This is a genomic window from Variovorax sp. LARHSF232 (assembly GCF_052871435.1).
On record NZ_JBIXJS010000001.1, the window covers coordinates 195,459 to 207,940 of the forward strand.

Below are 12,482 nucleotides of genomic sequence, written 5' to 3' on the forward strand. Positions count from 1 at the left end.
TGTCCACGCGCGCCGTCGCGAATCTCGTTCCCGCTTGAATCCGAAGGAAAGGTAGAGCCCCATGATGAAGAAACTCAAGCTCGTGATGGTCGGCAACGGCATGGCCGGCGTGCGAACCATCGAAGAGCTGCTCAAGATCGAGCCCGATCTCTACGACATCACCGTCTTCGGCGCCGAGCCGCATCCCAACTACAACCGCATTCTCTTGTCGCCGGTGCTGGCAGGCGAGCAGACGGTCGATGAGATCGTGCTCAACAGCTGGGAGTGGTACGCCGAGAACAAGATCACCTTGCACGCCGCCAAGAAGGTGGTGGAGGTGGACCGCGTCAAGCGCATCGTGCGCGCCGAGGACGGCACCGAGGCCGCGTACGACCGCCTCCTGATGTGCACCGGCTCGAACCCCTTCATGCTGCCGGTTCCCGGCAAGGACCTGAAGGGCGTGATCGCCTACCGCGACATCGCCGACACCGACTACATGATCGAGGCGGCGCGCGTGCACAAGAACGCGGTCGTGATCGGTGGCGGCCTCCTGGGCCTGGAAGCGGCCAACGGCCTGATGCTGCGCGGCATGAACGTGACGGTGGTGCATGTCATGCCCTGGCTGATGGAGCGCCAGCTGGACGACGTGGCCGGCAAGCTCCTGCAGAAGTCGCTGGAGGACCGCGGCCTGAAGTTCCTGATCGGCGCGCAGACGCAGGAGCTGGTGGGCAACGAGGAAGGCCGCGTCACCATGATTCGCTTCAAGGACGGCACCGAGGTGGCCACCGACCTGGTGGTGATGGCGGTGGGCATCCGTCCCAACACCGACCTGGCGCAAAAGATGCGCCTGCACTGCGAGCGCGGCATCGTGGTGAACGACACCATGCAGACGGTGACCGACGCACGCATCTACTCGGTGGGCGAATGCGCGCAGCACCGCGGCGTCGCCTACGGCCTGGTGGCGCCCCTGTTCGAGCAGGCCAAGGTCGCCGCCAACCACCTGGCGCAGTTCGGCATCGGCCGCTACCAGGGCTCGCTCACCTCGACCAAGCTGAAGGTGACGGGCATCGACCTGTTCAGCGCCGGCGACTTCATGGGCGGCGAGGGCTGCGAGGAGATCGTGATGAGCGACCCCTTCGGGGGCGTCTACAAGAAGCTGGTGATCAAGGACGACAAGCTGATCGGCGCCTGCCTGTACGGCGACACCGTGGACGGCAGCTGGTACTTCAAGCTCCTGCGCGACGGCCGCAGCGTGCACGACATCCGCGACAAGCTGATGTTCGGCGAGTCGAACATCGGCGACACGGGGCACGAAGGCCACAACAAGGCCGCCAGCATGCCCGACGACGCCGAGGTCTGCGGCTGCAATGGCGTGAGCAAGGGCACCATCTGCAAGGCGATCAAGGAGAAGGGCCTGTTCACGCTCGACGAGGTGAAGAAGCACACCAAGGCCAGCGCATCGTGCGGCTCGTGCACCGGCCTGGTGGAGCAGATCCTGATGTTCACCGCCGGCGGCGACTACTCGGCGGCGCCGAAGAAGAAGGCGATCTGCGCCTGCACCGACGTGAGCCACCAGGATGCACGCGACGCCATCCGCAAGGAGCATTACCTGACGCACGACGCGGTGTTCCGCAACCTCGGCTGGCGCACGCCCAACGGCTGCGCCACCTGCCGCCCGGCCATCAACTACTACCTGATCTCGACCTGGCCCAAGGAGGCGAAGGACGATCCGCAAAGCCGCTTCATCAACGAGCGCAGCCACGCCAACATCCAGAAGGACGGCACCTACTCGGTGATCCCGCGCATGTGGGGCGGCCACACCACACCCGATGAGCTGCGCCGCATCGCCGACGCGGCCGACAAGTACCAGATCCCGACGGTGAAGGTCACCGGCGGCCAGCGCATCGACCTGCTGGGCGTGAAGAAGGAAGACCTGGAGAACGTCTGGAAGGACATCGGCATGCCATCGGGCTTCGCCTATGCCAAGTCCTTGCGCACGGTGAAGACCTGCGTGGGCAGCGAGTGGTGCCGCTTCGGTACGCAGGACAGCACGCAAATGGGCAAGGACCTGGAGCGCGCCCTGTGGGCCATGTACTCGCCGCACAAGGTGAAGCTGGCCGTCTCCGGCTGTCCGCGCAACTGCGCCGAGGCCGGCATCAAGGACGTGGGCGTGATCGGCGTCGACTCCGGCTGGGAGCTGTACGTGGGCGGCAACGGCGGCATCAAGACCGAGGTGGCGCAGTTCCTGGTGAAGGTAAAGACGGCCGAGGAGGTGATGGAGTATTCCGGCGCCTTCCTGCAGCTGTACCGCGAGGAAGGCTGGTACCTGGAGCGCACCGTGCACTACATCGGCCGCGTGGGCCTGGACTACGTGAAGAAGAAGATCGTGGACGACGCCGAAGGCCGCAAGGCGCTGTGGGAACGCCTGCAGTTCGCGCTGGACGGCGAGCCCGATCCCTGGTTCGAATCGAGCCAGGCGTCGGTCGACGTGCGGCAGTTCAAGGCGCTGCCCGCATGATGCGCGCAACCCGAAGGCACGGCGTGAACAGACGCTTCTTCATCGCCCAGACCGCCCTGCTCGCCGTGGGCGCGCACGCCCAGGTGGCCGACCTCAACGACGCCATCAACAAGGCGGGGCGCCAGCGCATGCTGTCGCAGCGCGCGAGCAAAGCCTACCTGGCACTGGCGCAGAGCGTGGAGACGCGCAATGCCCAACAAGTGCTGGACCGTTCCATTGCCCTGTTCGATCGCCAGCTGGTGGAGCTGCGCAGCTTCGCGCCGAGCGCCGCCATCCGGGAAACCTACGACGCGCTGGGCGGCACCTGGGGCGAGTTCAAGAAGGAACTGACGCACGCCGCGCCCAGCAGGGAGGCGGGCGCCAAGGTCGTCAAGCTGGACGCCGCCGTGCTCGCCCTGGCGCACCAGGGCACCGCCCAGTACGAAGCGGCATCGGGCCAGGCGGTCGGCAGGCTGGTCAACATCGCGGGCCGGCAACGCATGTTGTCCCAGCGAATGGCCAAGTTCTACCTGGCCAACGGCATGCGGATCGATCCGGCCGGCAGCGCGGCCGAAATTGCCAAGGCGCGCTCGGAGTTCGTCGCCGCGCTGGAGATCCTGCGCAACGCGCCCGAGGCCACGACCCAAATCAAGGAAGAACTGGTGCTGGCCGACGCACAGTGGGTGTTCTTCAACCACGGCATTGCGCGCCTGGATGGCGCGGGCGCCTCGCCCAGGCTGATGTCCGACGTATTCGTCACGAGCGAAAACCTGCTGGCGATCATGGACCGCATCACCGGCCAGTATTCCAACCTGAAAACCGATAGAACCTGAAGAGCCCCACCATGAGCGAATGGAAAGTCATCTGCCGTGTCGACGACATCCCCGTACTCGGCGCGCGCCGCGTGGCGCGTCCCGCGGGCGTGGCCGTGGCCGTATTCCGCAATGCCGAGAACCAGGTATTTGCGCTGCTCGACCGCTGCCCGCACAAGGGCGGCCCCTTGAGCCAGGGCATCGTGTTCGGCACCAGCGTGGCCTGCCCGCTGCACAACTGGACCATTGGCCTCGACGACGGCTGCGCGAAGCAACCGGACGAGGGCTGCACACCCCGCTTTGCCTGCAAGGTGCAGGACGGCGAGGTGATGCTCAATGCGCGCGAGCTGGAAACGCATGCGGTGGACCTCGAGGCACCGCGCGCCGGGCCCCAACACGTCGCCACGGAGGCCTGAAAGCGAATGACTGAAACCAGGTCGACCTGCCCCTACTGCGGCGTCGGCTGCGCAGTGGCCTACGGCCCTGCGCTTCGCGCCGAATGTGAACGCCGCAGCCTGTCCATTGGCAGCCATGGCTGAAACCAGGTCCACCTGCCCCTACTGCGGCGTGGGCTGCGGCGTCATCATCGAATCCGATGGCGCCCAGATCACCGGCGTGCGCGGCGACCCGGATCACCCCGCCAATTTCGGCCGCCTGTGCACCAAGGGTTCCACCCTTCACCTCACGGCGAGCGCCGAGGTGACGCGCCAGACGCGCCTGCTGCAGCCCATGCAGCGCCTGCAACGGGGCGCCGCCCCCCAGCCCGTCAGCTGGGATGGCGCACTCGACATCGCGGCGCTGAAGTTCGCCCAGGTCATTCGCGAACACGGCCCCGACGCAGTCGGCTTTTATGTCTCCGGCCAGCTGCTAACCGAGGACTACTACGTCTTCAACAAACTGGCCAAGGGCCTCATTGGCACCAACAACATCGACACCAACTCGCGCCTGTGCATGAGCAGCGCAGTGGCCGGCTACAAGAAGACCCTGGGCGCCGACGCGCCACCCGCCTGTTACGACGACCTGCACGATGCGCAGTGCCTGTTCATCGTCGGCAGCAATGCCGCCTGGGCGCATCCCATCCTGTTTCGCCGCATCGAGGACGCCAAGCGTGCCAACCCCGCGATGAAGATCATCGTGGCCGACCCGCGCCGCACCGACACGGTGGAGATCGCGGACCTGTTCTTGGCCGTCCAGCCCGGCACCGACGTCATGCTGTTCCACGGCATGCTGCACCTCATGCTGTGGGAAGGCTGGACCCGGCCCGACTACATCGCCGCGCACACCAGCGGCTTCGACGAACTCAAGGCCACGGTGCGTGACTGCACGCCGGACAAGGTCGCGCAGATCTGCGGCATCTCCAAGGACGATCTGCTGCAGGCCGCGCGCCTGTTCGCCACCTCGCCGGCCACCCTGAGCCTTTATTGCCAGGGCCTCAACCAATCTTCCAACGGCACCGCCAAGAACGCCGCCCTCATCAACCTGCACCTGGCCACCGCGCAGATCGGCAAGCCGGGCGCCGGCCCCTTTTCGCTGACCGGCCAGCCCAACGCCATGGGCGGACGCGAAGTCGGCGGCCTGGCCAATCTCTTGTCCGCGCACCGCGACCTGTCGAACCCGCAGCACCGCGCCGAAGTGGCTGCGCTTTGGGGCGTGCCCTCGGTGCCCGAGAAGCCCGGGAAGACCGCGGTCGAGATGTTCCAGGCGGCCGCGGACGGCGAGATCCGCGCCCTGTGGATCGCCTGCACCAACCCGGCGCAATCGATGCCCGACCAGGCCACCGTGCGCCGCGCCCTCACGCGCTGCGAGTTCGTCGTGGTGCAAGAAGCTTTTGCCACCACCGCCTCTTGCGAATTTGCCGATCTGCTGCTGCCGGCCACCACCTGGGGCGAGAAGACCGGCACCGTGACCAACAGCGAGCGCCGCATCTCGCGCGTCCGGACCGCCGTTGCCGCGCCGGGCGAGGCACGCCATGACTGGTCGGCCGTGGTCGACTTCGCCCGTCGGCTCGAAGCGCGCTTGCCGGCGCGTGCGGCGTCCAGCCTGTTCCCCTACGAGGCCGACAGCGAAGCTGGCGCCGAAGCCATCTGGAACGAGCACCGCGAATCGACGCGCGGGCGCGACCTGGACATCACTGGTCTTTCCTGGTCCCTGCTCGAGGCGCAAGGCCCGCAGCAGTGGCCCATGCCAGAAGGTCAGGCCGGCGGACGCGCACGCCTGTACGAAGACGGCGTATTCCCCACCCCCGACGGCAAGGCGCGCTTCGTCGCCACGCCCTACAAGCCCACCTTCGAACAGCGTGAGGCGCGCTTTCCCTTTTCGCTCAACACCGGCCGGCTGCGCGACCAGTGGCACGGCATGAGCCGCACCGGGACCTTGGGTCGCCTGTTCGGCCACGTGCCCGAGCCGGCGGTGCAGATGCACGGCCAGGACATGGCGCGGCGCCAGTTGAAAGACGGCGACCTGGTCTACCTCACCTCGCGTCGCGGCGCCATCGTGCTGCCGGTGCAGGCCAGCCCGGAGGTCGGCCTCAGCCAGACCTTCGTCGCCATGCACTGGGGCCCCGAATACCTCAGCGGCCGCTCGTCCACCGGCGAGCCGCTGGCCGGCATCAACGCCCTGACCACCTCGGCCTTCTGCCCCGACTCCAAGCAGCCCGAGCTCAAGCATGCGGCGGTGAAGATCCTCAAGGCCGAGATGCCCTGGTCGCTGCTGGCGGCGGCCTGGCTGCCGGAAGGCCGCTCCCTGGCGAGCTTGCAGGCGCTGCGCGCATTGATGAAAGAGTTCCCATTTGCCAGCTGCGTGCCCTTCGGCTCGGGCGGCGCACTCAACGACAAGGGTGGCGCGGCCGAGCGCAGCGGCGTGCTGTTCCGGGCCGCCGGGCACGACCCGGCCCCCGACGCACTGCTGGCGCGCATCGAGGAACTGCTGGGCCTGGCAGGCAGCGACACCCTGCGCTACGCCGATGCACGGCACGGCCAGCGCCGCACCGCGCGACTGGTGCGCGTCGGCGGCGCGGGCAGCAACGAGGCGCACCTGGAAGGCTTCCTGCTGGCCGGCGACACCAGCGCGCAGGCCTGGATCAAGGCGCTGCTGCAGGACCAGCTGCCCGCACAATCCTTTGGCCGGCTGTTGCTGCGTCCGGGCGCGACTGCGCCGGTGGGCGTGGCCAGCAAGGGCCGGATCGTCTGCAGCTGCTTCGGCGTCACCGAGCCGGCCATCGGCAGCGCCCTGCAGTCCTGCGCCGGCAATGACGAGGAGCGCCTGGCGGCCTTGCAGGGCCAGCTCAAGTGCGGCACCAACTGCGGCTCCTGCCTGCCCGAACTCAAGCGCATGGTGCGCGCGGGCACGACCCCGGCAGCGGCATTGGCATAAGGAACATCGCATTTCGGCATAAGCCTTGCGGGACAATTCGAGCACCCATGGGAATCAGCCACTACATCAAGGAAATCGGGCGCGGCGCGCGCGGCGCCAAGCCGCTGTCGCGCGAGCACGCCTGCGACCTGTTCGGCCAGGTGCTGGACGGCCAGGTGACCGATCTCGAAATGGGGGCCTTCTGCATTGCCATGCGCATCAAGGGCGAGACGGCCGAGGAAATGGCCGGCTTTCTGGACGCCACCCACGCCCGCCTGGCGCGTTTTCCGGCTTCCGATCGGCCGCTGGTGGTGCTCCCCAGCTACAACGGCGCGCGCAAGCTGCCGGTGCTCACGCCGCTGCTGGGGCTGCTGCTGGCACGCGAAGGATTGCCGGTGCTGCTGCATGGTAGCCAGACCGAGGCAAGGCGCGTCACCGCGCCGGCCGTGCTGGAGGCCATGGGCATCGGCCCCCTGTCCGAAGTGCGCGCGCTGGCCGACGGCGAACTCGCGCATGCGAGCACGCAACTCATGTGCCCCGGCCTCAAGCGTCTGCTCGACGTGCGCAAGGTGGTGGGCCTGCGCAATCCCGGGCACAGCGTGGTCAAGCTGATGCAGCCGGGCCTGGGCGAGAACCTGGTGATCAGCAGCTACACGCATCCGGCCTACGCCGAATCGATGGCCGAGACCTTCCAGTTGCTGGCAATGAATGCCCTGCTGTCGCGCGGCCTGGAAGGCGAAAGCGTGGCGGACCCGCGCCGCACGGCGCAGGTCGACGGCTTCGTGCGCGGCGAACGCATCGCGCTGCAGGCGCAGGAATCCGGCACCCTGTCGCAAGTGCCCGGCCTGCCAGAAGGCAACGACCTGGACACCACGGTCGACTACACCCGCCGCGTGCTCGACGGCGCACTGCCCGTTCCGGCCGCCATTGCGCGCCAGGTCGAGCAGGTGCTGCATCTCGCCGCCTTGCTGGCGACAGCGCCCCTTCATTCCCATTCAGCCAAGGCATCCGCCGCCCAAGCCGCATGAAACACCTCACCTCCCTGCAAGGCAGCTGCACCCTGGTCGGCGCCGGCCCCGGCGACCCGGACCTGCTCACGCTCAAGGCCGTGAAGGCGATCGGGGCGGCCACCGTGCTGCTGGTCGATGATTTGGTGAACGACGAGATCCTGTCCCATGCGCGGCCCGATGCCCGCATCGTCCACGTCGGCAAGCGCGGCGGCTGCAAGAGCACGCCGCAGGCCTTCATCGAGAAGCTGATGATCACCGCGGTGCGCGAGGGCGAGCACGTGGTGCGCCTGAAGGGCGGCGACCCCTTCATCTTCGGCCGCGGCGGCGAAGAGGTGGAGCACCTGCGCGAAGCGGGCATCGAGGCCCAGGTCGTCAACGGCATCACCTCCGGCCTGGCGGCAGTGACGGCGCTGCATGTGCCGCTGACGCACCGCGACCGCGCCCAGGGCGTGGTCTTCGTCACCGGCCATGCCAAGACCGGGCAGAGCAGCACGGAGCAACCCACCGATTGGCGCAAGCTGGCGGCGGCGGCGCGCGACGCGCGCCTCACCCTGGTGATCTACATGGGCGTCTCGGGCGCGGCCCATATCCAGCACGGCCTCCTGGCCGGCCTGCCGGGCGATACGCCGGTGGCGGTGGTGCAGGACGCCAGCTTGCCGACCCAGCGCCACGTTCTCAGCAACCTGGAGCGCATGCACGAGGCGCTGTCGGAAAGCGGCATGGGCAGCCCGGCGATCATCGTGGTCGGCGACGTGCTGCGCGGCATGGCGGCGGTGCAAACCGAGCGGCAGCAGGAAGTGCGCGCGCTCGGCTGAGTTAAGGTTCTGTCCTCCATGACAGAACCCAACACCTTCGACGCCATCGTCATCGGCGCCGGCGCCGCCGGCCTGTTCTGCGCAGCCCAGGCCGGGCAGCAGGGCCTGAAGGTGCTCCTGCTCGACCACAACGAGCGCATTGCCGAAAAGATCCGCATCTCCGGCGGCGGGCGGGCCAACTTCACCAACCGCGATCTGGACGTGCGCGCGCCGCAGCGCCACTTCATCGGCGACAACCCGCACTTCTGCCGCTCGGCGCTGTCGCGCTACACGCCCCAGCACTTCATCGAGCTGGTGGAAAAGCACGGCATCGCCTATCACGAGAAGCACAAGGGCCAGCTCTTTTGCGATGGGCCCTCGCAGCAGATCATCGACATGCTGCTGGCCGAATGCGCGGCCGGCTCGGTTGCGCACTGGCAGCCCTGCAAGGCGGGCGAGCTGCGCTTTGGCGACGGTGAAGGCTATGTCCTGCAGACCTCGCGCGGCGAAGTGCGCGCACCGAAGCTGGTGGTGGCCACCGGCGGCCTGTCGATCCCGCAGATCGGCGCCAGCGATTTCGGCTACCGCACCGCTGCGCAATTCGGCCTGCGCGTGGTGGCGCCGCGCCCGGCCCTGGTGCCGCTCACCTTTGGCGGCGACAGCTGGGCGCCCTACGCCGACCTGGCCGGCCTGGCGCTGCCCGTGCAGATCGAGACCGGCGCCAAGAAGGATCGCATGAGCTTCCTGGAAGACCTGCTCTTCACCCACCGCGGCCTGTCGGGCCCGGCGGTGCTGCAGATCTCCAGCTACTGGAAGCCCGGCGCACCGCTCACCCTGGACTTCGCGCCCGGCATCGAGGTGGGCGATGCCCTGCACGCGGCCAAGGCGCGCTCGAAGAAGCGCATTGCCAATGAGCTGGCCCAATGGGTACCGGCCCGCCTGGCCGATGCCTGGGCCGGCCAGGACGCCACCCTCGCCCGCCCCATCAACGAAGCCGCCGACAAGGCGCTGGCGCAGCTGGCCGAGCGCATCAGCCGCTGGCAGATCACGCCCAGCGGCACCGAGGGCTACAAGAAGGCCGAAGTGACGGCCGGTGGGGTGGACACGCGCGAGCTGTCGTCCCAGACCATGGAATCGAAGCAGCCCGGGCTCTATTTCATTGGGGAAGTGGTCGACGTGACCGGCTGGCTGGGGGGCTACAACTTCCAGTGGGCCTGGGCCAGCGCCGCCGCCTGCGCCCAAGCGTTGGCCGGCGCGCAATCCGCGCTATAATTGCGGGCTAACTTTTGGCCTTACCTCAACGGCCGCACCAGTTTTAGTTGAGGACCCCCGGCTTGGAGCCTGATCTTCTTCGAGCCAAATCCACCATCAACGAGATAAATGACCACCATCCGCGTTAAAGAAAACGAGCCTTTCGACGTCGCCCTGCGCCGCTTCAAGCGCACCATCGAGAAGCTGGGCCTGCTGACCGACCTGCGTGCCCGCGAGTTCTACGAAAAGCCGACCGCCGAGCGCAAGCGCAAGAAGGCCGCGGCCGTCAAGCGCCACTACAAGCGCGTGCGCAGCATGCAGCTGCCCAAGAAGCTTTACTAAGAAGCTGGCACCCGCTGCGCCGGTCCTACGTACCGACGCACCTTCGAGCCGCGCCAGGGTATCCTGCCGCGGCTCTTGTCATTCTTGCTTGCCCCAATTCAAGGAACCACGCCATGAGCCTCAAGGACCAGATCACCGAAGACATGAAGACCGCGATGCGCGCCAAGGACTCGGAACGCCTGGCCACCATCCGCCTCTTGATGGCCGCGCTCAAGCAAAAGGAAGTGGATGAGCGCATCGAGCTGGACGACGCAGCCATCGTCGCCGTGCTCGACAAGATGGTGAAGCAGCGCAAGGACTCGGTCGCCGCCTTCACCCAGGGCGGGCGCCAGGACCTGGCCGACAAGGAAGCCGCCGAGATCAAGGTGCTGGAGGCCTACCTGCCCCAGCGCATGGGCGTTGAAGAGATCGTCGCCGAGGTGAAGGCCATCGTGGACGAGCTGGGCGCCAAGGGCCCCGGCGACATGGGCAAGGTGATGGGCGCCGTGAAGGCCAAGCTGGCCGGCAAGGCCGACATGGGCCAGGTCAGCGCCGCCGTGAAGGCCGCCCTGTCTTCGGGCGGCTGAGCGCCTACATGCAGACGCACCGCCCCGTCATCCACAAGGCCTGCGCCTGCCTGGTGGACGCCACCGGGCGCCTACTGGTCTTCCATCACCCGGGAGACCGCAACATGCAACTGCCCAAGGGCACGGTGGAGCCCGGCGAGGCACCCGAAGATGCGGTGCGGCGCGAACTGTTGGAAGAATCCGGCATTCACTACACCGGACCCCTGCACCCGCTGGGCACCCTGGATCGCGACTGCCCGGCCGGCGTCGAGGGCAACAAGCACCGCCACCCGCAGCTGTGGCACCTGTACCTGATGCGCGCCGAAGCACCCCTGCCGGAGCGCTTCGAGCATGTGGCCATGGGCAGTCCGGAGGAAGACGGGTTGATCTTCGAGTTTTCCTGGCTGGCGCCCGATCAGGTGCCAGAGGGCTTCATCACGCCCTACCTGCAGACCATCGCGCGGGTGCGCGAGGCCTGGCAGGTGCTGAAGGCCTAGCTTCCGGCAACCTTCATCCGGTTGACCAGGATGGAGCCGGTGGTCTTGGCGCCGTAGTTGTAGGCATCCGCGCCCACGGCCTGGATGCCCAGCAGCATGTCCTTCACGTTGCCGGCGATGGTGATCTCTTCCACCGGGAAAGCGATGCGGCCCTTCTCCACCCAGAAGCCGCTGCAGCCGCGCGAATAGTCGCCGGTGACGTAGTTGACGCCCTGGCCCATCAGCTCGATCACGAACAGGCCCGTGCCCAGCTTCTGCAGCATGGCATCGAGGTCGTCGCCGGCCTGGGTGAGCGAGGAACGCAGCACCAGGTTGTGCGAGCCCCCAGCATTGCCGGTGGTCTTCATGCCCAGCTTGCGCGCCGAGTAGGTCGACAGAAAGTAGCCTTCCAGCCGGCCGCCGTCGACGACCTTGCGCGCCTTGGTGGCCACGCCTTCGTCGTCGAAGGGCGCGCTGCCCTTGCCGCGCCGCACATGCGGGTCTTCGTCGACGCTGATGTGGTCGGCCAGCACCTTCTTGCCCAGCGAGTCGAGCAGGAAGCTGCTCTTGCGGTACAGCGCACCGCCGCTGGTGGCCTGCACCAGCGAGCCCAGCAGGCCGGCCGCCAGCGGCGACTCGAACAGCACCGGGCATTCGGTGGTCTTGATCTTGCGCGACTTCAGGCGGCTCAGTGCCCGCTCTGCCGCATAGCGGCCCACCGCCTGCGGGCTGGCCAGTTCGTCGGCCGAGCGCATGGAGCTGTACCAGGCATCGCGCTGCATCTGGTCGCCCTTGCCTGCAATGGGCGCCACCGAGATCGAATGGCGCGAGCTGGCGTAGCCGCCCCGAAAGCCATGCGTGTGGGCGGAAAAGAAATGGCTCTGCTGGGCCGAGACGCCGGCGCCTTCGCTGTTGGTGATGCGCCGGTCGGTCGACAGCGCCGCCGCCTCGCATTCCAGGGCCAGAATGGCTGCCTGCTCGCTCGTGATGTCCCAGGGATGGAACAGGTCGAGCTCGGGCTGTTCGCGCACGATGTCGTCCTCGTCCGGCAGGCCGGCCACCGGGTCTTCGGCCGTAAAGCGCGCGATGTCGTAGGCCGCCTGCACCGTCTGGGCGATGGCGGCCTCGGAGAAGTCGGAAGTGCTGGCGTTGCCGCGGCGCTGGCCGACGTAGACCGTCACGCCCAGCGACTTGTCGCGGTTGCGCTCGACGTTCTCCAGCTCGCCCTTGCGCACCGAGACGGAGAGGCCGCAGCCTTCGGAAGCCTCCGCGCCGGCATCGGTGGCGCCCAGCTTCCTGGCGTGGGCCAAGGCGGTGTCGACCAGGTTTTCGAAGTGGGAGCGGCTGTAGGCAAAGCCACCCTCGGCGCGCGAGGTAGAGGTAGAGGACATGTGGAGGACAATGATACTTGTGCCCACCGGGCCG

Annotated in this window: 12 protein-coding genes; 11 read left to right on the forward strand and 1 reads right to left on the reverse strand. The window is 67.7% G+C overall.

Annotation, left to right across the window (positions count from 1 at the left end):
• The first annotated feature begins 64 nt into the window (after positions 1-64).
• From nirB to ACIPRI_RS00955, 11 genes are all read left to right on the forward strand, one after another.
• The gene (gene nirB / locus ACIPRI_RS00905; protein WP_446620344.1) at positions 65-2,497 is read left to right on the forward strand and encodes a nitrite reductase large subunit NirB; all 2,433 of its coding nucleotides are present in this window, start codon (positions 65-67) and stop codon (positions 2,495-2,497) included.
• Between the two features lie 23 nt (positions 2,498-2,520).
• Complete coding sequence (locus ACIPRI_RS00910) at positions 2,521-3,309, forward strand: type IV pili methyl-accepting chemotaxis transducer N-terminal domain-containing protein (protein ID WP_446587544.1); 789 nt, start codon at positions 2,521-2,523, stop codon at positions 3,307-3,309.
• An 11-nt stretch (positions 3,310-3,320) separates the two neighbouring features.
• Entirely contained in the window at positions 3,321-3,704 is a 384-nt protein-coding gene (gene nirD / locus ACIPRI_RS00915) for a nitrite reductase small subunit NirD (protein WP_446587546.1), read from the forward strand.
• A gap of 6 nt (positions 3,705-3,710) precedes the next feature.
• Complete coding sequence (locus ACIPRI_RS00920) at positions 3,711-3,827, forward strand: hypothetical protein (RefSeq protein WP_446587548.1); 117 nt, start codon at positions 3,711-3,713, stop codon at positions 3,825-3,827.
• Positions 3,820-6,660 (forward strand): nitrate reductase, encoded by a 2,841-nt coding sequence (locus ACIPRI_RS00925; RefSeq protein WP_446587550.1) that lies wholly within the window; start codon positions 3,820-3,822, stop codon positions 6,658-6,660. The genes ACIPRI_RS00920 and ACIPRI_RS00925 overlap by 8 nt, the downstream gene beginning before the upstream one ends.
• Positions 6,661-6,707: 47 nt before the next feature.
• Positions 6,708-7,667, forward strand: a complete 960-nt coding sequence (ybiB, locus tag ACIPRI_RS00930; protein WP_446587553.1) for a DNA-binding protein YbiB — start codon at positions 6,708-6,710, stop codon at positions 7,665-7,667.
• Positions 7,664-8,464 (forward strand): uroporphyrinogen-III C-methyltransferase, encoded by an 801-nt coding sequence (gene cobA / locus ACIPRI_RS00935; protein ID WP_446587555.1) that lies wholly within the window; start codon positions 7,664-7,666, stop codon positions 8,462-8,464. Before ybiB ends, cobA begins: the two co-directional genes overlap by 4 nt.
• A gap of 18 nt (positions 8,465-8,482) precedes the next feature.
• Positions 8,483-9,715 carry an NAD(P)/FAD-dependent oxidoreductase gene (locus ACIPRI_RS00940; protein ID WP_446587557.1) on the forward strand — a complete coding sequence of 411 codons (1,233 nt, stop codon included), beginning with the start codon at positions 8,483-8,485 and terminating at the stop codon, positions 9,713-9,715.
• 108 nt (positions 9,716-9,823) lie between these two features.
• Positions 9,824-10,036, forward strand: coding sequence for a 30S ribosomal protein S21 (rpsU, locus tag ACIPRI_RS00945; protein ID WP_007833691.1), 213 nt, complete (start codon positions 9,824-9,826; stop codon positions 10,034-10,036).
• Between the two features lie 113 nt (positions 10,037-10,149).
• Positions 10,150-10,602, forward strand: a complete 453-nt coding sequence (locus tag ACIPRI_RS00950) for a GatB/YqeY domain-containing protein (RefSeq protein ID WP_446587566.1) — start codon at positions 10,150-10,152, stop codon at positions 10,600-10,602.
• A gap of 8 nt (positions 10,603-10,610) precedes the next feature.
• Positions 10,611-11,078, forward strand: coding sequence for an NUDIX domain-containing protein (locus tag ACIPRI_RS00955; RefSeq protein ID WP_446587567.1), 468 nt, complete (start codon positions 10,611-10,613; stop codon positions 11,076-11,078).
• Here the strand turns inward: ACIPRI_RS00955 and pmbA are convergent.
• Entirely contained in the window at positions 11,075-12,448 is a 1,374-nt protein-coding gene (pmbA, locus tag ACIPRI_RS00960; RefSeq protein WP_446587569.1) for a metalloprotease PmbA, read from the reverse strand. The two genes, ACIPRI_RS00955 and pmbA, sit on opposite strands and share 4 nt — an antisense overlap.
• Positions 12,449-12,482: the final 34 nt, after the last annotated feature.